Consider the following 23,936-nt stretch of genomic DNA (forward strand, 5'->3'; position numbering starts at 1 on the left):
GGACACGGCTGTGCGATGTGTGCCGCTTCAGCTGTGCGGCGCGTGCCGCTTCAGCGCCGCGTCAGCAGCAACAGCACGAGCAGCAACTCGCCGGGGTACCGGTCGAGGTGCAGTTGGACGCGCCGATCTCGACCATCGCGTGACCCACGTTGATCGACTCCAGGCCGGCGCCCGGGGAGGTCGGCAGCACGTCGAGTTCGTCGACGCTGAGGTCGGCGAGGTCGAGGACGAGTTCCTTCTCCATCGGATTCCCCTTTCCGCGTTGTCGGTTGTGCCCAAGGCCAGGAATCTGGCCGTGTCCGATGTTCGAGCGGAACGGGGCCCGGGGTCTTCACGGTGCGACCGCAGTCCCGCCCGTAGGATCGAGCGGCTACGGGCCCGGGGCCGCCCCCGGGGAGCCGCGGTTCACCATGTCAGCGGCATCTCGTACTGCGCCGTGGCCCTGCGGCGGCCGACGGCCATGCAGAACACGGGTACGTACGCCGGGTCGGCGACACCCATCAACTCGCGGACGACTCCCTCGTGGTAGCCGTTGGTGATGCGCACAGAGCGTCCCACTGCGGCCGCGAGCACGCTGATGCGCTGGGCCACGATCCCGCTCTCCTGGTGCAGGATCCGGTAACCGCGGGCCCCGAACGCCCGCTCCCCCTCGACCCGGTTCACGGTCAGGAACACGATCGCGTCGGCCTTCGCGGAGTTCACGGCAGGGGTCCGGTCGCAGAGCATCGCGAGGACGCCGCGCCAGTTTGGTCCCGGCACGCGCGCCAGCACGGGGGCGGGGGCCGGGTGAAGCCGGTACAGCCCGGTGTCGAGGCCGTCGACGCGGAGGGCGAGCACATGGCAGTCGACGAGCGGGCGGCAGACCCGGCTGGTGTGATCGGACGGCACGGGCTCCAGGGCATGCCGCAGAACGGAGGCGAGCCGGTGCACGGGCAGCGGATCCCCGCCCGGCAGGAACATCCGGCCACCGGAGTCACGAGTCCGCAGCGTGGCGGCCAACTCGATCTCGCCGGGGCCGGGTTCGGTCGGCGTCGCCAGGGACAGTTGCCGTTCACCGCCCCGCACGCCGGCCGGGAGGTGGAAGGCCCGTGGGTCCACCGCCGGGCGCCCGGCCGCCCAGGTCCGCCTGGCGGCCCGGTCGACTTCCAGCAGTCCCGACCAGGCGGCGGGATCAACCGCGTTGGTCCGCACGTGCGCCGCCCGGATGGCAGGCAGGGCGGTGGCTGGCGACGCTTTGCGGGCGGCGCCGGCCGGCGGTGGGGGAGGTGCGGGACGCTGCGCGGCCGGGACGGGCGCGGGCAGTGGACCGGTGCGCAGATCGAGGACGGCGACCGAGGTCTCCTCGGACGCGTCCAGCCCCAGAGCCCGGTTGACGACCTCGTCGTCGAACCGGTGGTGCACACGGGCCCGCAGCCCGAGCGCGCCCGCGGCGAGCAGGGCGTTGCCGACCGTCATACCGGCCTCCTGGGCGCACAGCCGGTACGCGTAGTCGCGGTAGCGGAAGGCCGCCTTGCGGAAGCAGACCGCCGCCACGAGCAGGGCGTCGGGAGCGTCGTGCGCTCCGGGGGCCACGGCGGCGGGCCGTTCCACTCCGACGGCGGCGAGGAGCACATCCGGCAGACCACCCTCCCGCAGCCTGGTCAGGACGTGGTGCGCGGGGTCGTAGTGGTAGCAGCCGGCGCCCAGTTCGCCGGCCGGTCGCGCCGTCCACAGATACAGCTCGACCGGATAGAAGCAGCGGGCCGAGGCCACCAGCCGGTGATACGGCCAGACGGCGTGCGGTCCCACCTCCATGCGACCCATCCCGTAGACGCAGTGCAGCAGCACCGACACGGCGGGCTCGTCGAGACGGTCCAGGCACGGCGCACCGCCGGGGTGCGCCCGGCGGAAGGAGGCGAAGGACCATCGCGCGTCGCCCACCGCACGGGCCGGCGCGCTCAACGGGTGCCGGGGCAGACCGCGGTACGTCTTGGCCGGCAGCGGATCGTCCGCCCCGCCCTCCTCCCCGTGGCCCTCCGCGAAGAGTTCCCGGACGCCCTCGAAGGTGCGGTGCCAGAAGCGGAGTCCGACGGTGTCGGCGTCCGCGTCGGCCACACCGTGCGCCGCCCCGGCGCCGTGGTCCGCGGTGCTAGTCATCGAGGACCACGACCCGGAGCAGGGAGGGCAGCACTTCGTGCACGGCGGGGTCGTGGTCCAGCGGCACGGCCACCGGTCGCAGGCCGCGGGCCCGCAGGCAGTCCACCATGCGCTCCGGCCCGGGTGCGGACGGCCACGGAGCACCGGCCGCCGGTCCCTCCCCGGGCGGTGACCCCAACCCCGCCACGGTCGGCGGCGCGTACGCAGGCTCGCCGGTGATGACGGCCTGCCGGTCGAGCAGGGCTCGCTCCAGACCGTCCGCGACCGCGTCCGGACCGCAGGTCGCCGCCACCGCACGGCCGCCCTGCCACCAGGCCAGCACCGGCACCCTGAGCGCGCCCCCCACGTCGGCCACCCGGACCGATCCCCCGGCCGCCCGCAGCAGACCGAGGAGCGACTTCGCGCGGACGTCGAGCACGGCGGTGGCGAGGTCCAGGCCGGCGGGCTCGACGCGCCCGTCGGCCACGTCCGCAACGGCCAGCCGGACGCAGTGCTGGGCCAGCCCGTCGGTCACCGCGTCGTCCCAGCCGAGCCGCGCCGCCACCCCGGGTCCGAGGCCCGACGCCACGGACGTGGGAACGCGCCGCGCGCACCCGTCCGCGACGTCCCAACCCCACACGGTGGCGTCCGCGTCCACGCGGCGCGGGTCGGTGAACCGTGCCGCGTACGCCGCGATTCCGCGCAAGGCGGCCGCGCGGCGGGCCCCGGCGAAACTCGTCCCGGCGCCGAACACACGCGGAGCACCGTCGTCCGTGGGCCGGACCGCTTCGGTGACGTTCAGCGGCACCTGCGTGAACTCACCTTCCTCCAGGCTGCGCAGCACCCCGAGATGAGGATCGAAGCAGCGCGCCGCACGCGCGGAGAACTCCTGCTCGCCGACCGGTCCGGCCGCCCGGAGCGCGCGGACCCGGCTGACGAACTCCTCTTCCCGCTCCGGGCGCACGGCCAGGGCGTCCGGGTGGGGCAGGAACGCGTGAGCTGAGGTGCGCAGCGTCTCCAGGTCGATACGGGTCAGCTCCGTCTCGTGGGAACCGCTGATCCCGGTGCGGGCCTTGAACGCGGCGAGTCCGAGATGACCGGCGACGACGGCAGCGGCCGGCCCGCCGAGGAAGCGGCTGGACCGGTACGGCCCCGCCGCCCCCAGCCGGGACCAGGCCGACGCCCAACCGGGGCCGCACGGGCCCAGCCAGGCGACGTCGGCGAGGACCAGGCCCTGCACCAGGAGGGCGCCGGAGTCCCGGCAGAGCCGGTCCAGCCGCACCGCACGATCGACGCGATCACCGGCGGAGACGACGTGCAGGACGACATCGGCACGGGCCGCCGCTGCCTCCTCCTCCGGGGACCAGACGGCATGCTCCACTTCCTGGTCCGGGTCGCGGTGCAGCGCCTCGGCGGCCAGTTCCGTCAGCCGCCCCGAGTCCGTCGCCGCTTCCGTCGTCCGCACCGCCCGCAGCCGCCGCACCCCGGAGTGCAGCGCCGAGCAGACCAGCGAGACGAACACTGGGCCCGCACCCATTACGACGACCTCGCTGTCGCGGTAGGTCTCGAACCGCCTCGGAGCGGAGTCGAGGTGGTACTCGACGAACGCGATCTCGGCCGCGTAGGTCTCCAGCTCCCGGTCGGTCAGGCCGTGCGGGAGGTCGTCGGCGGCGTCCAGGACGCATCCGGCCGCGCGCAGCCGCTCCACCAGGGCGCCCACGATCTGCCGCTTCTCCTCCGGCAGGCCCCGCACCAGGTCCTCCAACTCGGTCCGGCCGTCGAAGTGCGGGGCGAGCCGGTCGAGCCATTGATAGGCGGCCCGGCCGCGCAGGGCCACATCGGCTCCCGCCCCGAACACATGTACTCCGTTGTCGGTCGGCACGTACAGCACGTCGGACTTGAGTTTGGGACGCATCGCCAGCCTCCGATTCGGTGGTCTGGCGATTGTCACGGCCATCGCCCCGCCCGTCCTGACGGGACCACCGAAGAACCTGCCACAGGATCAATACCGAAGGAGCCACCCATGACCCACCTCCACTCGGGCACCGTGCGGCACGGACCCGGGCGACCCCCGATCAACCGCGCGAGATGACGCCGAGTGATACCCGTGAACAGCTGATGCGCCAGCACCGCTCGATCGACCATGAACGCCACAGCCGGATCATGCCAGCTGCCAGACACGCCTCACCCGCTATCCCGCACCAACTCGTAAATGACCGGGGCCAGGCCGCTGTCCTCGCCCGCGAACGCACTGCTGGCACAAGGTCTCGGTCCGCTCCGGGAGGTCATTCGTCGCCGTTCACGCCCACCGGGCAGTTGTCCCGGAGAAGGCGTCCCGGGGAACATCGCCGGGACGCGCATCAGTGTCGCTTCGAGCGAACGAGATGACGACCGAGCATGATCAGCATGGAACACGCCACTCCCCCAGTCGTGGAGCAGTCGGTACTCGAGGACCTGCGCGCACGCCTGCGCAGCTACCGCCGAGTCGATGTCCCCGCCGGGTTCGGATGGGCGCGCGGTGTCGACGGCGTCCGCCTCGCGGACCTGATCGCCCATTGGGCCCGCTCCTACGACTGGCGCACGCACGAAGCCCGGATCCGTAACCTGCCCTGGGCCCTGGCCGGCCTGGCCGACACACCTGTGCGGGCGGTCCATCTGCGAGCCGCGCGCACCGACGCGGTGGCGGTGGTGCTCCTCCACGGCTGGCCCGACTCCGTCCTACGGTTCGAGAAAGTCTGGCCCCTGCTGTCCGACCTCCACGTGATCGTCCCGGCCCTGCCAGGCTTTCCGTTCGCCGCGCCCGTCGCCCCCCGGGGCATGTCGTCCGGGGCCATGGCCGCGGCGATCGCGAACGCGATGACCGAGCTCGGCTACGAACGGTACGTCGTGTCCGCGGGCGATGTGGGCTGTGACGTCGCCGAGGCGCTGGCAGCTGCTCGCCCCGACCGCGTGGCTGCCCTGCACCTGACCGATGTGTCGCAGTACCGCTTCCTGGTGGACCCGCCACAGGACCTGTCCGACGCGGAGCGGGCGTACACCCGGCGCGGTCATCACTGGCAAGCCACCGAGGGTGGCTACATGCACGAACAGGCCACCAAGCCGCACACGTTGGCAGTGGCGCTCGGTGACTCGCCCGCGGGCTTGGCGGCCTGGATCCTGGAGAAACTACGGGCGTGGACCGACTGCGGCGGTGATGTGGAAACGGTGTTCAACCGCGACGAGTTGCTCACCTGGATCACCGCGTACTGGGTCAGCGGCGCCATCGGCACCTCCTTCACCCCCTACGCCGAGAGCGCGGCGAAACCGAGCGGACGCATCGACGTCCCCACGGCGTTCACGATCTTCCCGAAGGACCTCGTCAACGCGCCCCGCGAGTTCGCGGCACGCTTCTTCGACGTCCGCTCGTGGACCGAGGAAGCGGCCGGCGGTCACTTCGCGGCCTGGGAACGCCCGTCGGAGTACGCCACCGGCATCCGCACGGCAGTTGACCTGGCGAAGCAGAGGTTCGCGGCCCTGTGAACGTCAGGGCCTGCGTGCCGGCCGCACCCGCAAGCCGGCCACCGGCCAGAAAGGTCGCCGTCCGACATGGGGATCAACTCACCGACCCGTCCGCAGCCCCTCGACACCGCACGCCTGGGGAGGGCGGATGGGGTTCACCGCGGTCCACGCCGACTGGGGGCGGCTGGATGCGTCACTGGACGATCTCGGGTGCGGCTGTGCCTGGGAGGACGTTCACCGGATCGAGGGGCTGCATCTGGCATGCCCGGAGTGTGAGGGCCAGGTGTTCGCTCGGGTCTGCTCACGCCACGCCCGGCACTTCTACCACCAACAGCGGCCGGGCGAGTGCGAGCCGGCGAACGAGTCCGCGGAACACCACCTGCTGGAGCTGGAGCTGGCCACCGCCGCCCGGACGGCGGGGTGGAGGACAGAGCTCGAGGTCGCCGGCGAGACGAGGAACTGGCGTGCCGATGTGCTGGTCCTCGATGAGCAGGGCCATGCGTTCATGGCCTTGGAAGCGCAGCTGTCGCCGATGACGCCCAACGAGGTGCGAATGCGTACGGACCGCTATGGCCACGACGGTGTGGCGGTGTGCTGGATAGGGCTGCACGGGCGGCCGTGCCAACGGGCCGTGTCCTCGCTGCGGTGGACCACCCGAACAGCCGCGGGCCAGCTGGTGCGGCACGGCCTGGCGCGCTACACCTGGGCCTGCGCACGCTGGCCGCGAAGGCCGGCTGGAGCCACATCACCTGCCCGCTCGTGGATGCGATCCGATGGACACTCGAAGGGCGTGTGCACCTCCATACCGGGCCGGGCGGAACGGTGTGCTGGACGGCCCCTGCGTACATGGAACTGGCGGCCGCCCGCGCTCGGCTGGAGGCGACACTGATGCCGCCGCGCGTGCCAGGCCGCCGAGCAGGCCCGCCGGTCTGCCGCCGCGCATGCCGCTGCCTGCGAACGGCGTCTACAGCAGGCCCCACCCGGGCCGTGAGTGCAAGCTCGCTGGTGTGGTGTGCCCCGACCCTCAGGCACTCGCCCGGTGGCCGGCGGAACTGACGACCCTGGTGCCCAGCCAGACCTGGCTGGCCCGCATCCAGGCCGCAGCACGCACCCCGCTGAGAGTCGTGGTGCTGAACCCGACGACCAAGCGCTGCACCTTCCTGCGCATCAACGCCCAGCCCCGGATCCCACCGCAGCACCTTCCGGCAGCGAGTGAGCGTTCGACGGCGGGCCCAGCGGGCAATACACGCTCCGGTAGCGAGTGCCACAGCAGGCGCCGGAAACCTCAGGCTTGCCGGCGCATCGCTGACCTGGCCCACCCGGCACGTGGCCGGACGCCTGGCCACCGTCATCGACCTCGCCTCACGCCGTCTTACCGGCTGGGCGATCGCGGACCACATGCGCACCGGTCTCGTCACCGACGCACTGGCCGCCGCCGAACGGACCCGCGGCAGCCTCGCCGGAGCGGTCATGCACACCGACCACGGAGCCCAGTACACCAGCCGGGCCTTCGCCGACGCCTGCCGGCAAGCCGGCGTCCGCCAGTCCATGAGCGCGATCGGCAGCTCGGCGGACAACGCGCTCGCCGAGTCCTTCAACGCAACGTTCAAACGCGAGACACTTCAGGGCCGCAAGCACTGGTCCAGTGAACGCGAGGCCCGCCTCGACGCGTTCCACTGGCTCAACCGCTACAACACCCGACGCCGTCACTCCAGCCTCGGACAACGCAGCCCGATCGCCCACGAGACAGCGTCCAAAACAACATCAACTACGCTGACACCAGCCGCATAACCCGTGTCCAGGATTCGGGGTCAAGGCCCCCCTGTTCGGCTGAACAAGCCTGCCGTCGACAGGCGGATGGCCTCCGAGTCTCGGGCGTGATGCCGTTTCGGGGTTACGGGGTGCCGGCTTGCTCGGTCGCGCGGGTCCAGGTGTTCATGATGATGAAGGTCTTGGTGCCCTCCACCTTGCCGGTCCGGCGTACAGCGTTGATCACCTGCTGAAGATGGTTCACGTCCCGGACCCGGAGCTTGAGCAGGGCGTCGGAGGTGCCGGCGATGCTGTGGCTCTCATCGATCTCCGGGATGCTCTCGGAGATGCCCTGGATCTCGTCGCTGTCGGTCGCGCCGAGCAGGCGGATCTCGGGCCCGGTAGCGGGAACCGTCGGCGTCGCCCCAGAAGCCGACGGGCATGGACGGCATGGGCTCGGTGATCACCAGCTCGCCGACGACCCGCCGGCCCTCGCTGTCGTAGGCGTACGCGGCGACCCCGAGGCAGGGGCCGGAGATCTCTCCGGCGCGGACGGTCTGGAGCGGGCCGCCCTGGAGGATGCCGGTGCAGACGTCGGTACCGCCGCAGCCGACGTTCAGGAGGACCTGGTCCCCGAACTGCTCGGCCACCCAGCGGAAACCGTCGGCGGCGAGCGGGCTGCCCGCCGAGCCGAGCTGCCGCAGCCGCGACAGGTCGAACTCCTCTCGGGGCCGGATTCCGGCCTTGCGACAGGCCATGAGGTAGCCGGGGCTCACGCCCATCAGCGTCGCCCCCGTCTCCTCCGCGATCCGCCACTGCTCCCGCAGGTCGGGGTGGACCGGATTGCCGTCGATCATGACGATCGAGGCGCGGACGAGCAGTGCCGAGACCAGGCTGTTCCACAACATCCAGGCGGTCGTGCTGAACCAGAGCATCCGGTCGCCCGGCTTCAGGTCCCAGCTCAGCGCGTGGTTCTTCAGGTGCTCCAGGAGGATCCCGCCGTGCCGGTGGACGATCGCCTTGGGGACGCCGGTGGTGCCGGAGGAGAAGAGCACGAACAGCGGATGGTCGAACGGCACGGGTTCGAAGGACAGTTCGGCCCGTTCGGCCAACAGCTTCGTCCAGCCCAGCGCGTCGGGGAGGGCGTTCGGTCCGTACGGGACGTGGACGACCCTCTCCACGGTGGGCAGCCGGGAGACGATCTCCGCCACCTCGGTGCGGCGGTCGACGTCGCGGTCCCCGTAGCGGTAGCCGGCGACGGTCAGCAGCACCTTCGGTTCGAGCTGGGCGAACCGGTCGACCACGCTGCGCGGGCCGAACTCCGGCGCGCAGGCCGCCCAGATCGCGCCGATGCTCGCGGTGGCGAGGAAGGCCACCAACGTCTCCGGGATGTTCGGCAGGTAGGCGACGACCCGGTCGCCCCTGCCAACGCCGAGGCGGAGCAGCCCGGTGCGCGCCCGGGCGACCTGGTCGCGGAGTTCCCCGAAGGTCAGCTCGACCGGTGCGCGGGTCTGGGAGCGGGCGACCAGCGCGACTGCGTCGAGGTCCTCGTCACGGCCGAGCGCGTGCTCGGCGTAGTTGAGGGTCGCGCCGGCGAACCACTCGGCGTCCGGCATGGACCGGCGGCGCAGCACGGCCGTGGGCGGGGTGTGCGGGCGGACGTCGAAGAAGGCCCAGATCGAGGACCAGAAGCCGTCCAGATCGGTGACGGACCACTGCCACAGGCTGTCGTAGTCCGGGAAGCTCAGCTGTCGCTCCGACTCCAGCCAGCGGAGGTAGCGGCCGATCTCCGACTCGTCCCTGACCGTCGGGCCGGGGGTGCTGAGGATCTCGCTCATCGGTCGTCCTTTCCGTGCGAGCCGTGTCCGGCCGTGACCTTCGTCGCGCGTCCGGCCAGGAACGCCCGTATCCGCTCCTGGGCGTCGTGGCTGCCGGCGGCGACGGCCGACATGAGGGATTCGAGCAGCAGGCCGCCGGCGGGCGATGCCTCGGCGATCCGGGGGAGTGCCTGGAGGACGGCGAAGTTGGTCAGCGGCGCGTTGGCCGCGATCCGCTCCGCGAGTTCGAGGGCCCTGGCGCGCGCCCCGCCCTCCTCGGTCAGGTACTGCGAGAGGCCGGCGGCGTGGCCCTCGGCGGCGCCCAGGACGCGGCCGGTGAGCATCATGTCCGCCATCCGGTGTGCGCCGATCAGCCGGGGGACCCGGACCGAGCCGCCACCGCCGACGAAGAGTCCGCGCTGTCCTTCGGGCAGCGCGTAGAAGGTGGACGGCTCGGCCACGCGGATGTGTGCGCAGGCCGCGAGCTCCAGACCGCCGCCGATCACCGCGCCCCTGAGCGCGGCCACCACGGGGACGCGCCCGGCCTCGATGGTGCCGAAGACGCGGTGCCACATGAGCGAGTGCTCCAGTGCTTCCTCGGTGGAGCGCTCGGTCAGCTCGCCGAGGTCGAGCCCGGCCGAGAAGTGATCACCCTCGGCGTCCAGGACGATGGCGCGGACGTCCGCGCCCGGCTTCCGGAAGAACTCCTCGAAACTCAGCACGGTGGCGTCGTCGAGGGCATTGCGCTTGGTCGGGCGACGGAGCGTCAGAATTGCCACGCCGTCGCGGTGTTCGATGGAAAGCGACCTCAAGGGAAGGCTCGTCAACTATCGGGAATCTGTACTACGTCAATTGCGTTGTCCTACGCTGCGGGGATGAACGAACGCGTAGTGCCCGAGCCCCAGCGGCGCCGTCGGCGGCCGACCAAGCAGGGAGTGGTGCTCTCCCGCGAACTGATCGTCGACACGGCGCTGCGGCTGGTCGGGCAGCAGGGTGCGGAGGCGCTCACCGTCCGCCGGCTCGGCACCGCGCTGGGTGCCGATCCCAGCGCGGTCTATCGCTACTTCCACAGCACCGACGATCTGCTGCTCGCCATCGCCGAGGAACTGATCGCCCGCGCCCAGGACGGCTGGCAGGCCACCGGCAACTGGCGGGCCGACCTGCGGGAGATCGGCCTGCGGATCCACGCCGGCTACCGGGCTCACCCGCAGGCCGCGCTGCTCGCCGCCCACCGCACCACCGGGCGCACCCACGAGATCGCCGCCGTCGAGGCGATCCTCGGCATCCTGCGCACCGCGGGGTTCCCCGACCGGGAGGCGGTGCGGATCTACCACGCGTTCGTCGACCAGAGCCTCGGATTCGCGGTGCTGGACGCCGCCGCGCTCGCCCTGCCGGCCGCGGCGCAGTCGGCGGACCAACGGGTCTGGCACGCCTCCTACGCCAGGCTTGACGCCGGGACCCACCCGCACATCGCCGCCACCGCGCACCTGCTCGCCGCCGACATGGGACGCAGCGCCTACCAGTTCGCGCTGGACCTGCTGCTGGACGCCGCCGAGGCCCGGCTGGCGGCGGCGCGCTGAGCGGTGCGCGCCACCGCCGGCTCGGGGCCGCGGGTGGGATCAGTCGGCGGCGTGGACCAGTTCGCCGCCGACGTATGTCCGCAGCACCCGCGCCGCGGCGATCTCTGCGGGCGGGCCGGTGAGGATGTCGCGGTCGAGGACGACCAGGTCAGCCACCTGCCCAGGGGCGAGCACGCCGGCGTCGTCGTGGCCGTTCACGAACGCCGACCCGGCTGTGTAGGCGGCGATCGCGGAGGCGAGGTCGAGCCGCTGCTCGGGCAGCAGGACCCGGTCGTCGTCGGCGTCGGGCCGGCGCCGGTTGACGGCCACGTGCAGGCCGGCCAGCGGGTCCGGGCTGCTCACCGGCCAGTCGCTGCCCGCCGCCAGCGTGGCGCCCGCCCGCTGGAGCGCGCCGAACGGGTACTGCCAGGCGGCCCGCTCCGGGCCGAGGAACGGGATGGTCAGCTCGTCCATCTGCGGCTCGTGGGCTGCCCACAGCGGCTGGATGTTGGCGATGGCGCCGAGCCTGGCGAAGCGCGGCACGTCGTCCGGGTGGACCACCTGGAGGTGCGCGAGGTGGTGGCGGGTGTCGCGCCACCCGTTGGCGGCGCGGGCTGCCTCAACCGCGTCCAGCGCCTCGCGAACCGCCCGGTCGCCGAGCGCGTGGAAGTGCACCTGGAAACCCAGCGCGTCGAGTTCGCTGACGTGGCCGCGCAGGGCGAGCGGATCGACGAAGCTGAGGCCGGAATTGGCGGTGGCGCACCCGCAGCCGTCCAGGTAGGGGCTGGTCATGGCGGCGGTGAAGTTCTCCGCGATGCCGTCCAGCATGATCTTCACCGAGCCGGCCCGGAACCTGCGGTGCGTCAACTCCGCGCGCCGTTCGACAAGTTCGGGGATCTGTTCGGCGCCCCGGTCGCGCTCCCACCAGAGAGCACCGGTCACCCGGGCGGTCAGCACGCCGGAACGGGCGGCGGCCAGGTACGCGTCGGAAGGGTCGGGCATGCCGTTGAACTCGCCAAGCAGGGCGTCCTGCCAACCGGTGATGCCGAGCGAGTGCAGCAGCCGCTGTGCGCGCAGCAGCCCGGCGAGGCGGTCGGCGGTGGTGACGGGCGGGATCAGCCGGGCGACCAGGGCGGTGGCGCCTTCCTGGAGCATGCCGCTGGGAGCACCGTCCGGCTCCCGTTCGATCCGCCCGTCGGCCGGGTCGGGGCTGTCGCGGTCGAGGCCCGCGAGCTCCAGGGCCCGGGTGTTGGCCCAGGCGCCGTGGTGGTCGCGGTTGGTGAGGTAGACCGGGCGGTCGGGGACAGCGGTGTCGAGCAGGTGCCGGGTCGGCAGTCCGCCGTCGAAGCTCTCCATCGACCAGCCGCTGCCGGTGATCCACTCCTGGTCGGTGTGGGCCTCGGCGTAGGCGCGGATCCGTGCCAGGCAGTCGGCGGCGCCGACGGTGCCGGTGAGGTCACAGGCTGCCAGCTCGGTGCCGCCGCCCACGGCGTGGATGTGCGCGTCCTGGAAACCGGGGAGCAGCAGCTTTCCGGCGAGGTCGACGACCTCGGTGCCCGGACCGATCAGTTCGCGGACCTCGTCGTGGCCGACGGCGGTGATCCGCCCGCCGCTCACGGCCAGGGCGCTCGCGCGGGTTCGAGCTGCGTCGCCGGTGTGCACGGGCCCTCGGGTGAAGACCAGATCGGCCTTGGTCATGGATGGTGCTCCGTTCTCGGGTAGTACGGGATGGTGCGAGGCGCCCGCGACTAGCGGATGTCGCCGAGGAAGTACGGTGAGCGGCGCCGCCAGCGCGCCCAGGCCGCCGCCGGCAGACCGCTGACGATCACCAGGACCACCACGGAGAGTTCGAACCAGCCGTTGTCGGCGGCGAGTCCGAAATGGTCGGCGGAGTCGTAGAAGGTCCAGGCGAGGTAGGCGCCGACGGCGAGCAGCGCCGCGGCGCCGAGCAGCGGACCGACCACCGCCCGCAGGCCCTCCAGCAGGCTGGTGCGCAGCAGGTGACGGAAGCGGACGGCGGCCGCTACGGCGGTGAGCGCGTAGTACAGCGCGACGATGATGCCGATCGCGTTGACGGCGGCGGAGATGAGGTCGTTGACGGTCGGAATGGCGACCGCGCACAGGGCCAGGGCGACCGCGACGCCGGTGATCAGCAGGGTGGCCGCGGAGGGCGTCCGGTGGCGGGGATGCAGCCGGGTCCAGACGGGGCCGAGTACGCCGTCGCGACCCATCGCGTACAGGCCGCGGGCGGTCGGGATCACCGAGGACTGGAGCGAGGCCACCGCGGAGAACATCAGCGCGATCAGCGGCAGCGCGGCCAGCGGCTGCGAGGCCAGCCGGGCCCCGAAGTAGGTCAGCCCGTGCGCGCCGTTGTCCGCCAACTCGTCCAGCGGCAGCACCCGTTGGAAGGCGGTGCCGGCGAGCAGGAACAACAGCAGCATCACCACCAGGGCGACCGTCCCGGCCCGGGAGGCGTCGCGCGGGTCGCGGACCTCCTCGCCGACGCTGAACACCGACTCGAAGCCCCAGTAGCAGAACACCGCGAGCACCATGCCCTGAGCCAGCGCCTCCAGGGACGGGATCGCGAAGGGGTCGTACCACTGGAGCGAGAACGGCTGGTCGCCGGCGAACAGCCCGTACCCGCAGAAGGCCAGCAGCACCGCGTACTCGAAGACCAGCAGCGTCTTCTGCAGCCGTGCGGCCAGGTCGAGCCCGCGTACCGCGACCAGCGCGGCGCCGACCAGGACGGTCAGGCCGATCAGCGTGCACTGGACGGTCGAGTCGGCATCCAGCCGCAGGCCGGCGACGCTGTGCAGGTGCACCAGGTCGAGGAGTTGGACGATCGACGAGCCCGTGACGGTCGTGGTGTACGCCATGAACACCACCGTGCCGACGGTGTTCACCCAGCCGGTGAGGAAACCGAGCCAGGGGTTGAGCGTGCGGCCCACCCAGCGGTAGCTGCTGCCGGCGTCCGGCTCGGCGGTGTTCAGCCGGCCGTAGCCGCCGGCAATGGCGAGCACGGGGAGGAACGCCAGCAGCATGATCGCGGGCAGGTGCAGCCCGACGACCCCGGCCATCAGGCCCAGGCCGATGCCGATGCTGCTGGTCGCGGCGGTACTGGAGGCGGCGATCGCCACGCCGTCGAGGAGGCCGAGGGACCGGTGCATGGAGTGCTGGGGGTCGCTCGCGCCGGTTCTCGGACCGCTGCCCGTGGCCTTCTCCGTCGATGCCAAGGGATCACCGCCTTAGGGGTGTGGGGTGGGGAAGTGCGAGCCATGAAACCGGGGCGGGCCGAAACAGGTCAATGCTGTTGTCATAAGGGGCCAGCCGCTGCGAACTCGGCCGCAGCGGCGTCCAGGATCTTGCGCTTGGTGCCTTCGGTGTCCCATGCCACCCCCGGCCCCCTCCGCGGCTGGCGTGCGTCACCGGGATCAGCACCGCGCTGTCGGTCATGGATCCGGCGCTGTGGGCATCGGTCGGCGCGCTACACGCGGACACCGCACTGCGCAGCCCTGGTCACGCAGCGCACGCCGTCCCACCCCGATCGGCCACGTCCTGCACTGGTCGACCTGGCGCCGCCGACGCCAACACCAAGCCCGCATCAGCCACTACAAACGACGCGGACACAGCCCCTGAAAACTGCCCAGCACTCAGTACAAACACCGTTGCAGTACTAGGTGACCTCCTCACTAGGTGACCTCCTCACTAGGTGACCTCCTCACCCGGCGTCAGCCCAAGCACGGCCAAGCCGCGGCCCATCCATCGCCCGGCCGGGACACCAGCTTGCTCCTGGGCCTCGCGCAGCGGCGTGCGTGCCGGGCGGCGGCCGTCGCCGACGACGGTCTCGCGCGAGTAGTAGCGGTACATCTGACCGGCTCTGATGACCCTGATATCTGCTGCCTGCAGGCCACGCCACACGGCCCTGACCTGCAAGAAAAGGCTCGCCCATCGTTTGACGACGGGCAGCCGACGCGCCCGACGCCTTCCCTGGGGTAGGCACATTCACCTCTGCCGCCCGTGGGGGGCGCAACCCACGAAGCGCAGGGCCCGGCCAGTCGGCCGGGCCCTGCGCTTCGTGCTGGCGTGGCGGCTACAGGCCGCCGACCTTCGCGGGGAACTTCTGCAGTACCGCGGCGATGTCGTCGGGCTTGGCCGGGTCGACGAACTCGACCGGGGCCTTGAGCTGGTACAGGTCGCCCCTCGGGGGGAACTGGGTGAGCCAGCCGATGAGCGCGGCTTCGCCCTTCGGGGTGAGCACGAGCGGGTCACTGCCGGGCCGTTCGACCGTCAGGGTGCAGATGCTCAAGTCCACGCGGTGCTCGTACCGGGGCGGGAACTGCTGCGTCTGTGTCAGCAGGCCCTTGGGGTCGGCGTCGTGGTCGTGCTGTTCGAGCGTGACGGTGCCGCCCCCGGGGATCTCCGCCGAATACCTGAGCCCGACCAGCTGCATACGGACGCTGTTGACCGGGTCGTCGGGGTTGACCTCGACGCGGTGCTTGAAACCCCCCTTCAGGTCCACCTGGACCGTGTCGGACCCGATCTGCAAGAGGGTGCCGACGGCGATCGAGCTACAGGGAATCTCGGCACCGATCGGCGGAAGTCCGGGCATGAGGAAGTCCCTTCACGAGGCGGAAAACGGGACGGAGACTCGTCCCACACCCCACCCTCGACGCCGCCCTCGCACGGACCCGGAACCGCCACCCGCCCAGCACCCAGGTTCACCCCAATAACAGCGGCTAAGAGAGTATATGTCAATGTTCACGCCGATGTAGGCGGGATGTCCGTTTCGATTCGCCAGGTTGGTACGGATTCTCCAGTCAGCTCGCAGGACATTTTGTTAGCCATCCCCAGTGGATCATTGTCCGGGATCTCTGCGGGAGGGCTTCGTAGTCCCGCGCCAGGCGACGGTGTTGCATCAGCCAGCCGAAGGTCCGCTCGATCACCCACCGCTTCGGCAGCGGCTCGAACCCCTTCACCCGTGGCCGCTGCACCACCTCGATATCGACGCCCAGCCGGGCGCCGTGGTTGAAGATGCTGTTCTGGTAACCGCCGTCGGCCCAGACCTTGGTCACGCTGGGATGCGCCGCGGCCAGGTCATCGAGCAGAAGTCTGCCGCCGGTGGTGTCGTGCACGTTCGCGGCGGTGACCAGGACGGCCAACACCAGACCGAGCGTGTCCGTGATCAGATGCCGCTTGCGCCCTTTGATCTTCTTGCCGGCGTCGATGCCCTGGCTGGTCTCGGCGACGTTTGCCGAGGTTCACACTCTGCGCGTCCACCACGGCCGCAGTGGGCTCCGCGCTGCGGCCGTGAGCCCGCCGGGCCTTGTCGCGTAATAGGTCGTGGACCTGCTGGGTGGTGCCGTCTGCTTCCCACTTCGCGTAATAGTCGTAGACGGTCTTGTACGGCGGGAAGTCGTGCGGCGGGTACTCCCATGGGATGCCGGTGCGGTTGACGTAGAGGATCGCGTTGACGATCTCCCGCAGGTCGTGCACCCGAGCTGCCGTGCCGGGTCCGGTCCGTCTCGCCCGCCAGGCGGAGAAGACCGGCTCGATCAAGGCCCAGCGGGCATCGGACACATCACTGCGGTAGGGACGACGAGCACTCACACTCGCCTAACGGCAGCCCACACCAGCCGTCACAAAATCATCCCTAACTACCAACTACTTAGATCAGATGCTCTCTAAGCGGAAGGAGTGCCTGCCCAGTCAGTGGGCGTCAGCGAACGGGTCGGCCTTGGCAACCTTCAGGCTGATCTTCGAGCCGCCCGCCGCCTCCTTGAGGCCGGAGGCAGTGATGTCCGTCTTGGTCGGCCATGTGGTGCCCGGCCAGACACCGTCGGCCTTCTCGGTCACCGAGAACGGAGACTTCTGCGTACCGCCCACGACCGTCAGGGTGACGGTGTACGTCATCCGCTTGTCCCCGTTGTTGTGGATGGTCAGCGGTACGACCTCTCGTCCGGACTCCAGGCGAGGGGTGTACGCGATGACCTCACCCCGCGCCGCCGTGGCCGCGGCCTTACCGAACCCATAATCTGCGGGATCCGGGACAGCGGTGTTCGTCGGGCTGACAGGATCACCACTGGGAGCGGCGGCCGCGCGCTGGGCGGCCGCTTCCTGTGCTGCCTTGCTGAGGTCGCCGGCCGCCTTGGGCGGCTTGGGCGGCTTGGGCGGCTTGGGCGCTGCCTCGGCAGCTACCGAGGAGCGTGGCGAGGAGGGCGCGTCGGCCTTTTGGCCTCCCTGGGTACCGCAGGCGGTCAGAGCAAGCGTCCCTGCTGCCATGGTCACTACAGTAGGCACCGCGGGGCCACGCAGGACCACCCCGTGCAGCTGAACGGTGATATCGCCGCGAATGCCGACCACGTAACGGATCCCCCGCTGGGTCAGGCCAGCGCGGAAGTCGGCGTTCTGGCCGTAACAGGCATCCGCCACCACGACCGGCGGCACCGGCTGCCATCCGGCCAGTTCGTCCAGGACGTTCAGCGCCAGCCGCTGCTTCTCCCGTGATTCTGGAGCCTGGTCGCGCCTACGACTCAAATGGCGGGCGCGCAAACGAGCTAGGCACCGAAGAGGGCTGTGCGTCATCTCCGAGCGTGTACCTCTTGGCACACCCCTTTACCTGACTGTCATGTCCCTGTAGCTTCTGTCATCGCAAGCGCTTGCAGCAAGTTACCGACTCCGCTTTCATCAACTTCCCACTCCAGCCTGGGAGATGTCGTGAGATTCAGGTCAACAGCTCCTCCAAGCGCAGGACCGCGACTCCACCGACTACGGCCCGCGCTCGCGGCGGCCGCCGCGGCCACGGCGGTGATCGGACTGCTCACGGGACCGTCGCAGTCCCCACCCACCCCCGTGCAGCCGGTGGCCGCCAGCTCCAGCACCACGACCGTCTTCTACTACACGAAGACGAAGAACTGGGCGTCCACCTACCTGCACTACGCTCCCGACGGCGGGTCGTGGACCACCGTCCCCGGTACACAGATGGAGACCGCCTGCACGGACTGGGTGAAGAAGACCGTCGACCTCGGCTCGGCCACCGGGCTGCAGGCCACCTTCAACAACGGCGGCGGCGTCTGGGACAACAACGGCGGCGGTAATTACGCCCTGGGTACCGGAACCGTCACCGTCAAGGACGGCGTGATCGCTCACAGCGATCCCTGTGCGGACACCGGCACAGGGTCCGGGAACGAGGCGACCGTCTACTACTCGACGGCCACCACCGGCTGGACCACCGCCAATATCCACTACGCCCCGGCCGGCGGCTCGTGGACCGCCGCCCCCGGAGTCGGCATGGAGCCCGCCTGCACCGGCTGGTGGAAGAAGACCCTCGACATCGGCACCGCCACCTCGCTCAAGGCCGCGTTCAACAACGGCAACGGCGTCTGGGACAACAACAACAGTGCCGACTACACCATCGTCACGGGCGCCTCCACCGTGAAGGACCAGAAGGTCACCCCCGACGCGAAGGACCCCTGCGCCGCGGCGCTCCCCGACACCCAGGCCCCGACGGCCCCCACCAAGGTCACCGCAAGCGCCACCAACACCTCCGTGGTGGTGAGCTGGGACGCGGCCACCGACGACACGGGGGTGGTGAAGTACCAGGTCACACGGACCGGCGGCACCAGAGGCACGACCGTCACCGACGTCACCTCGACGGTCTTCTCAGACACCAGGCTGGAGGAGAAGACCGCCTACACCTACACCGTCAAGGCGATCGACGCGGCGGGCAACACCTCACCCTCCTCCGCGGCGGCCTCCGCAACCACTGGGGAGAAGGCGCCGGAGCCCGCCACCGGCGCTCCGCTGGGCACCGACCCGCGCAAGGATCCCATCTACTTCGTCCTCACCGCCCGCTTTTACGATGGTGACAGTTCCAACAACCGTGGCGGCAGCCAGGACGTGAAGTCGGGCAACGCGGCCAACAACGACCCGATGTTCCGCGGCGATTTCAAGGGACTGGTCGACAAACTCGACTACATCAAGGCCCTCGGCTTCTCCGCCGTCTGGATCACTCCCGTGGTCCTCAACCGCTCGGACTACGACTACCACGGCTACCACGGCTACGACTTCTACAAGGTCGACCCGCGCCTGGAATCGGCCGGCGCCTCCTACCAGGACCTGATCAACGCCGCTCACGCCAAGGGCATGAAGATCTACCAGGACGTGGTGTACAACCACAGCTCCCGCTGGGGCGCCAAGGGCCTGTTCACGCCGACCGTGTACGGCGTCCGCGACAGCCAGTGGAGCTGGTACTACGACGAGAAGCACGACGGATTCGAGTACGACGGTCTGACCGTGGAACCCAAGTCCGGTAAGTCGTACTACAACGGTGACCTGTGGTCCACCACCGAACCGGCGGGCAACACCTGCGTCAACTGGGGCAAGCCCACCGGCGGCAAGAGCGCGGAGGGCTACACCGTCTACAACTGCCAGTGGCCCAGCCCCACCTCGGGAATGTTCCCGAAGCAGTACTACCACCAGTGCTGGATCGGCAACTGGGAGGGCGAGGACTCACGCTCCTGCTGGCTGCACGAGGACCTCGCCGACTTCAACACCGAGTCCGCCCCCGTGCAGAACTACCTCATCGGCGCCTACGACAAGTACATCGACATGGGCGTCGACGGCTTCCGCCTGGACACGGCCGTACACATCCCCCGGGTCACCTGGAACCGCCGCTTCCTGCCCGCCATCCAGGAACGGGTCACCCAGAGATTCGGGGCCGACAAGGCGGCGAACTTCTTCGTCTTCGCCGAGGTCGGGGCCTTCGTCAACGACAAGTGGAACCGCGGGTCCGTGAACCACTCCGCCCAGTTCTACACCTGGAAGGAACGCAAGGACTACAGCGCCGACGACGTCCAGGCGGCCCTCGACCAGTACAACTACGAGGAACAACTCGGCACCGGCAACCAGCCCACCTCCACCAACGCCTTCCTCAACGGCAACGACTACCACGCCCCGGACCACTCGAAGTCCTCCGGCATGAACATCATCGACATGCGCATGCACATGAACTTCAGTGACGCGCAGAACGCCTACAGCAACGGCAAGGACTCCGACGACAGCGTCAACGACGCCACCTACAACGTCGTCTACGTCGACAGCCACGACTACGGGCCCAACAAGTCGAGCACCCGCTACAGCGGCGGCACCGATGCCTGGGCCGAGAACATGTCCCTGATGTGGACCTTCCGCGGCATCCCGACGCTGTACTACGGCTCGGAGATCGAGTTCCAGAAGGGCAAGCAGATCGACTGCGGTCCCACCTGCCCGCTCGCCTCCACCGGACGTGCCTACTACGGCGACCACCTGGCCGGCACGGTCACCGCCTCGGACTTCGGCAAGGTCGGCTCCGCCACGGGCGAGGTCGCCAACACCCTCGCCCAGCCCCTGGTCAAGCACCTCCAGCGGCTCAACCAGATCCGCCGGGCCGTTCCCGCCCTGCAGATGGGCCAGTACTCCACCGACGGCATCACCGGGGGCATGGCGTTCAAGCGCCGCTACACCAGCGGCAGCACGGACAGCTTCGCCCTCGTCACGGTCACTGGCGGCGCCACCTACACCGGCATCCCGAACGGCACCTACACCGACGCCGTCACCGGGGACGTGAAGACCGTCTCGAACGGCTCGCTGTCCGTCACTGCTCCGGGCAAGGGAAACCTCCGGGTATACGTACTCAACGGACCCGGCAAGATCGGCAGCGACGGCCCCTACCTGAAGTGACGCCTCAAGGCAACGGGATGCTGCGGGCCGCGCCCCGCAGCATGCACCACTCCTCGTGAGTGAGTGCAGGATCCCGGCTCACGGCATCACCGAAGACCCGCTGCGCTCGAACCGGATTGTTCCGGCGACGTGCGAGGTGAGCCGGATGACGCTGGAGCCACAGAGCCGGAGGGTCTCGGTGTCGTCTCCGCGCTCCGGGCGCGATCTGTAACGAGCCGCTTCACTGGTGTCTCATGCCATCGGTGAAGCGGCTCCGGGCACAAGGGCCCCGAAGTTCAGCCGCGACTTGAACCTGCTGACCTTTCCGCTCAGCTGTCGGGGTGATTGACAGCCCGGTCTGGTGCGACCGCCCGCGGCCACGCGCTGAGCGCCTCCGGCACACGGCTGATGGCCACCTTACTGAACCACCTCTGCCCCGAGCCGTCATCCGCTTCCAGCACTGCTCCTGGTGCTCGACCACGGTTTGCCCACAGCAGCCGCCCGAACGGGTCGGCGGTGTCCTGCACGTTCATGCCGTGCTTCCTGTGCTGCCCGGAGTAGTACGGCCGGTCGGCGGCGATCCGGTCGATGGGCAGCAGGGTGCCGTCGAGGATCACGAACGCCTTGCGTGCGGCGGTGCGGGCGACCGTGGTGAGAGTGGGCGAGAGGGCAGCCAGGACCTCGATCGCCTCGGCGACGTAGCGGTGGACGGTGGCGACCCCGACCCCTAACCCGGCCGCGAGCTGGGCATAGGTATACCCGCACCGCAGGTGGGCCAGGACCAGCAGGCCTGCCGGTCCGCTGGGAGTCGGCGCCACCGCGTGCCCCGCTCCCGGCGCCGAGCGGCCAGTCGGCGGGACGGATACCGCAGGGCCGAACTGGACAGATCGATCCCCGATGGGCAGACAAGCACGTGAAGCTCCGGGCGGACAGGTTGCCCTTGGTCGACAACCCATCTGCCAGGAGCTTCACCTCTTCCCGGACACCGCCCCGCGCCAACTGGCCAGCCGCTCGACCAAGCTGCCCGGCGCGACGTACCGGGCACTGGCCGCGCTCAACGGCTATCCCGACCGCCTCGACGCGGCGGCGGATCCCGTACCCGCCGGTGAGCGGCTCGTGGCAGCCTGGAGCCCAGGCTCACCGAACTCGCGGCCCGCCGCAGTGCCGGCACGCACCCCTTCCTCGTGACTCCCGAGTTCACGGCCGACGCGCGCGCCATCCTGTCGGACGGCCCCCTCCTCGCGCCCTACCAAGACGTCGTCGTCGACGATCCGCGGAGCGCGAGGGCGAGGGCGCGGAGCTTCCTCGCCCCCTTCATCGGCATGGGGCGCTACGCGAAGAGTCTGCTGCGCCAGCCATTCTCGGCGGCTGACATCGCCGACGGCGGCAGCGACCGCCTCATCGACTCCGTCGTCGCCCGGGGGACCGTCGACGCCGTCGGCGCGCGTGTCCAGGCACACCTCGACGCCGGCGCCACCCACGTCGCCCTTCATGCCATCAGTCCTCGCGCGGGGCTGCCGCACGCGGAGTGGGCGGAACTCGCCCCGCTGGTCCGCCGACCGGCCGGAACGGCCGGAGCGCGACCCGCGCCCGCCCCCGAGCAGGTGCCTTCTGCGTCGGCCGTCGCGGCCGACGCAGAACGCCTCGCCTCGCCTCGCCCGGCGGTGCTGTCGGGCACCGGTTGACATGGCATTCAGGTGGATGATGCGTCAACTTCTTCATAGGGTGACCTCATGACCGAACAACCCGCGGGATCACCCCTGTCGAGGAACGGGCATGGCGCGGTGTCCTGCGCATGCACGATCTCCTGATCAATCAGGTCGGCCGGTCCCCGCACAGCGAGTTCGGACTGTCTGCGACCGACTTCACGGTCCACGCCAAGCTCAGCCGCTCCGCGCACGAGTGCCTGCGCATGATGGAACTCACCAAGGGGCTGGGGTGGGAGAAGAGCAGGGTCTCGCACCACCTCGCGCGCACGGCCAAGCGCGGTCTCGTCATACGTGAGGAGCGCGCCGACGACGGGCGGGGGGCGTACGTCATCGTGACCGCCGTCGGCCGGGCGGCCATCGAGGCGGCGGCGCGCCACGTCGAGGCCGTCCGCCGGCTGTTCCGGGACCACCTCACGCCCGGGCAGACGGCCCTGCTGGCGGAGATCGCCGACATGGTCATCGAGCGCATCGGGACGCCGTAGGCGCACGGTCCGGAGCCGGGCGGTCAGGTGGGCGTCGCACCGGTCTCGGGGACGCTTGCCGCCGGATCTGCTCCCGAGGTCCGAGCGTGGGCCGGGGTTCAGGACGGGCGGTCACGTCCGGCATTGGGAGGTCCCCGCCGTTCGGCCCCGGATTCACAGGAGCCGGCCGGCTCGTCGTCCCGGTGCGACAGCGCCCCGGCGCGGGTTCGGGATGGTCGGCCGCGGTCCGCCCGCGGACGTCACCCGTGCCTGCACGTCGGACCGGGGTGTGCGAGATGTCTCGCACACCCCGGTGGCCCCGCTGCCACCTCGAGTGCCATCGGCTCCGTGAGGCACGACGGAGCCGGCCCTGCGGAGCCGCGTTGCGCTTACACCTCCCGTCCTCCCCCAGCCGGCGACCTTCCATCTCGATCCGGGCACCGGAAGGCCGTACGGCGTTCCGGTGTCCGGCGGCTGTCTGTCGGTGTTCCCCATTCTGGGGCCGACGGGGCATCCGTAGTTTCACTCATGGCCCGTGGACACGGCCGCCGCGCAGGGTCGGTGGGCGAGGGACTCCGTATGCCGCGGTGGTCGTCACCACGGAACCGCGGAGGTGAGGTGACGCCTTCCGGCGCGTGATTCTGGCGAGTGTGACGCTAACCGGACGGCAGCCCTCCGAGGTAGTTGATGTGTCATCTTTATTGACGCACATTGATTGAGCATTGAACGGAGTGTTGGTCCCCAGGGCCACCGATCCAGGGAGAGCACCATGACACAGCTGGACGGCAAGACGGTCGTCGTCACCGGCGGCACCAGCGGCATCGGACTGGCCACAGCCCGCCGCTTCCGCGAAGAAGGCGCCCGCGTCTACATCACCGGCCGCCGCAAGGACACCCTCGACAAGGCCATCGCCGAAATCGGCGGCAACGTCATCGGCATCCAGGCCGACAGCGCCAGCCTCACCGACCTCGACCGCCTCTACACCACCATCACCGACCACACAGACCACATCGACGTCCTCTTCGCCAACGCAGGCGGCGGCGAATTCGCCACCCTCGAACAGGTCACCGAAGAACACTTCGACACCACCTTCGACACCAACGTCAAGGGCGTCCTCTTCACCGTCCAAAAAGGCACTGCCCCTCCTCAACGACCACTCCTCCGTCATCCTCACCGGCTCCACCGCCGCCAGCGTCGGCAACGAAGCCTTCGGCGTCTACGGCGCCTCCAAAGCCGCCATCCGCTCCTTCGCCCGCACCTGGGCCAACGAACTGCGCACCCGCGGCATCCGCGTCAACACCATCGCCCCCGGCCCCATCGCCACCCCCGGCA

Annotated in this window: 16 protein-coding genes and 5 pseudogenes; 8 read left to right on the plus strand and 13 right to left on the minus strand. The window is 70.3% G+C overall.

Annotated elements, in window-relative coordinates; all coding sequences use genetic code 11:
- Positions 1-61: 61 nt before the first annotated feature.
- The 3 genes from IE273_RS39735 to IE273_RS39745 form a co-directional block, all read right to left on the minus strand.
- Positions 62-244, minus strand: a complete 183-nt coding sequence (locus IE273_RS39735) for a hypothetical protein (RefSeq protein ID WP_014677372.1) — start codon at positions 242-244, stop codon at positions 62-64.
- 161 nt (positions 245-405) lie between these two features.
- On the minus strand, positions 406-2,136 hold the full coding sequence (locus tag IE273_RS39740; RefSeq protein ID WP_229888044.1) for a SagB family peptide dehydrogenase: 1,731 nt from the start codon (positions 2,134-2,136) through the stop codon (positions 406-408).
- Positions 2,129-4,030, minus strand: coding sequence for a hypothetical protein (locus IE273_RS39745; protein WP_229888045.1), 1,902 nt, complete (start codon positions 4,028-4,030; stop codon positions 2,129-2,131). Before IE273_RS39745 ends, IE273_RS39740 begins: the two co-directional genes overlap by 8 nt.
- A gap of 491 nt (positions 4,031-4,521) precedes the next feature.
- On the opposite strand from IE273_RS39745, the gene IE273_RS39750 reads away from it, so the two are divergent.
- The 3 genes and pseudogenes from IE273_RS39750 to IE273_RS39760 form a co-directional block, all read left to right on the plus strand.
- Positions 4,522-5,634, plus strand: a complete 1,113-nt coding sequence (locus IE273_RS39750; protein ID WP_189819980.1) for an epoxide hydrolase family protein — start codon at positions 4,522-4,524, stop codon at positions 5,632-5,634.
- A 127-nt stretch (positions 5,635-5,761) separates the two neighbouring features.
- Entirely contained in the window at positions 5,762-6,502 is a 741-nt protein-coding gene (locus tag IE273_RS39755; RefSeq protein WP_229888046.1) for a competence protein CoiA family protein, read from the plus strand.
- A gap of 449 nt (positions 6,503-6,951) precedes the next feature.
- A pseudogene (locus tag IE273_RS39760) lies at positions 6,952-7,404 on the plus strand (transposase); the annotation flags it as partial.
- 103 nt (positions 7,405-7,507) lie between these two features.
- Here IE273_RS39760 and IE273_RS45015 read toward each other — a convergent pair.
- Genes IE273_RS45015 through IE273_RS39775 form a run of 3 tightly spaced genes read right to left on the minus strand, consistent with a single transcriptional unit; the run spans position 7,508 to position 9,958 of the window.
- On the minus strand, positions 7,508-7,753 hold the full coding sequence (locus IE273_RS45015; RefSeq protein WP_308437084.1) for an Lrp/AsnC ligand binding domain-containing protein: 246 nt from the start codon (positions 7,751-7,753) through the stop codon (positions 7,508-7,510).
- A complete protein-coding gene (locus IE273_RS39770; protein WP_189819982.1) occupies positions 7,683-9,200 on the minus strand; it encodes an acetoacetate--CoA ligase in 1,518 nt (505 codons plus the stop codon). The genes IE273_RS45015 and IE273_RS39770 overlap by 71 nt, the downstream gene beginning before the upstream one ends.
- Positions 9,197-9,958, minus strand: coding sequence for a crotonase/enoyl-CoA hydratase family protein (locus IE273_RS39775; protein WP_229888047.1), 762 nt, complete (start codon positions 9,956-9,958; stop codon positions 9,197-9,199). Before IE273_RS39775 ends, IE273_RS39770 begins: the two co-directional genes overlap by 4 nt.
- 96 nt (positions 9,959-10,054) lie before the next feature.
- On the opposite strand from IE273_RS39775, the gene IE273_RS39780 reads away from it, so the two are divergent.
- Positions 10,055-10,759, plus strand: coding sequence for a TetR/AcrR family transcriptional regulator (locus tag IE273_RS39780; RefSeq protein ID WP_189819984.1), 705 nt, complete (start codon positions 10,055-10,057; stop codon positions 10,757-10,759).
- Between the two features lie 39 nt (positions 10,760-10,798).
- Here the strand turns inward: IE273_RS39780 and IE273_RS39785 are convergent, their stop codons facing one another.
- The 6 genes and pseudogenes from IE273_RS39785 to IE273_RS45405 all read right to left on the minus strand — a co-directional run.
- On the minus strand, positions 10,799-12,436 hold the full coding sequence (locus tag IE273_RS39785; protein ID WP_189819985.1) for an amidohydrolase: 1,638 nt from the start codon (positions 12,434-12,436) through the stop codon (positions 10,799-10,801).
- 50 nt (positions 12,437-12,486) lie between these two features.
- Positions 12,487-13,905, minus strand: coding sequence for an APC family permease (locus tag IE273_RS39790; RefSeq protein WP_189819994.1), 1,419 nt, complete (start codon positions 13,903-13,905; stop codon positions 12,487-12,489).
- A 538-nt stretch (positions 13,906-14,443) separates the two neighbouring features.
- Positions 14,444-14,605 carry a hypothetical protein gene (locus IE273_RS39795; protein ID WP_189819986.1) on the minus strand — a complete coding sequence of 54 codons (162 nt, stop codon included), beginning with the start codon at positions 14,603-14,605 and terminating at the stop codon, positions 14,444-14,446.
- Positions 14,606-14,828: 223 nt separating this feature from the next.
- Complete coding sequence (locus IE273_RS39800) at positions 14,829-15,347, minus strand: hypothetical protein (RefSeq protein ID WP_189819987.1); 519 nt, start codon at positions 15,345-15,347, stop codon at positions 14,829-14,831.
- 149 nt (positions 15,348-15,496) lie between these two features.
- Positions 15,497-16,345 (minus strand): annotated as a pseudogene (locus tag IE273_RS39805) (IS5 family transposase).
- A 714-nt stretch (positions 16,346-17,059) separates the two neighbouring features.
- Positions 17,060-17,320: pseudogene (locus IE273_RS45405) on the minus strand (transposase); the annotation flags it as partial.
- A gap of 222 nt (positions 17,321-17,542) precedes the next feature.
- On the opposite strand from IE273_RS45405, the gene IE273_RS39815 reads away from it, so the two are divergent.
- Positions 17,543-20,455, plus strand: a complete 2,913-nt coding sequence (locus IE273_RS39815; RefSeq protein ID WP_373309481.1) for a carbohydrate binding domain-containing protein — start codon at positions 17,543-17,545, stop codon at positions 20,453-20,455.
- Between the two features lie 437 nt (positions 20,456-20,892).
- Here the strand turns inward: IE273_RS39815 and IE273_RS39820 are convergent.
- Positions 20,893-21,347: pseudogene (locus tag IE273_RS39820) on the minus strand (transposase family protein); the annotation flags it as partial.
- 271 nt (positions 21,348-21,618) lie between these two features.
- Between IE273_RS39820 and IE273_RS39825 the strand changes: the two are divergent.
- From IE273_RS39825 to IE273_RS39835, 3 genes and pseudogenes are all read left to right on the plus strand, one after another.
- Positions 21,619-22,119: an LLM class oxidoreductase gene (locus IE273_RS39825; protein WP_229888048.1), complete on the plus strand. Its 501-nt coding sequence runs from the start codon at positions 21,619-21,621 to the stop codon at positions 22,117-22,119.
- Positions 22,120-22,229: 110 nt separating this feature from the next.
- Positions 22,230-22,625 (plus strand): MarR family winged helix-turn-helix transcriptional regulator, encoded by a 396-nt coding sequence (locus IE273_RS39830; RefSeq protein WP_189819989.1) that lies wholly within the window; start codon positions 22,230-22,232, stop codon positions 22,623-22,625.
- A 748-nt stretch (positions 22,626-23,373) separates the two neighbouring features.
- Positions 23,374-23,936 (plus strand): annotated as a pseudogene (locus tag IE273_RS39835) (SDR family NAD(P)-dependent oxidoreductase); the annotation flags it as partial.

It is taken from the genome of Streptomyces olivaceoviridis (assembly GCF_014650115.1).
Taxonomy (GTDB): domain Bacteria; phylum Actinomycetota; class Actinomycetes; order Streptomycetales; family Streptomycetaceae; genus Streptomyces; species Streptomyces olivaceoviridis.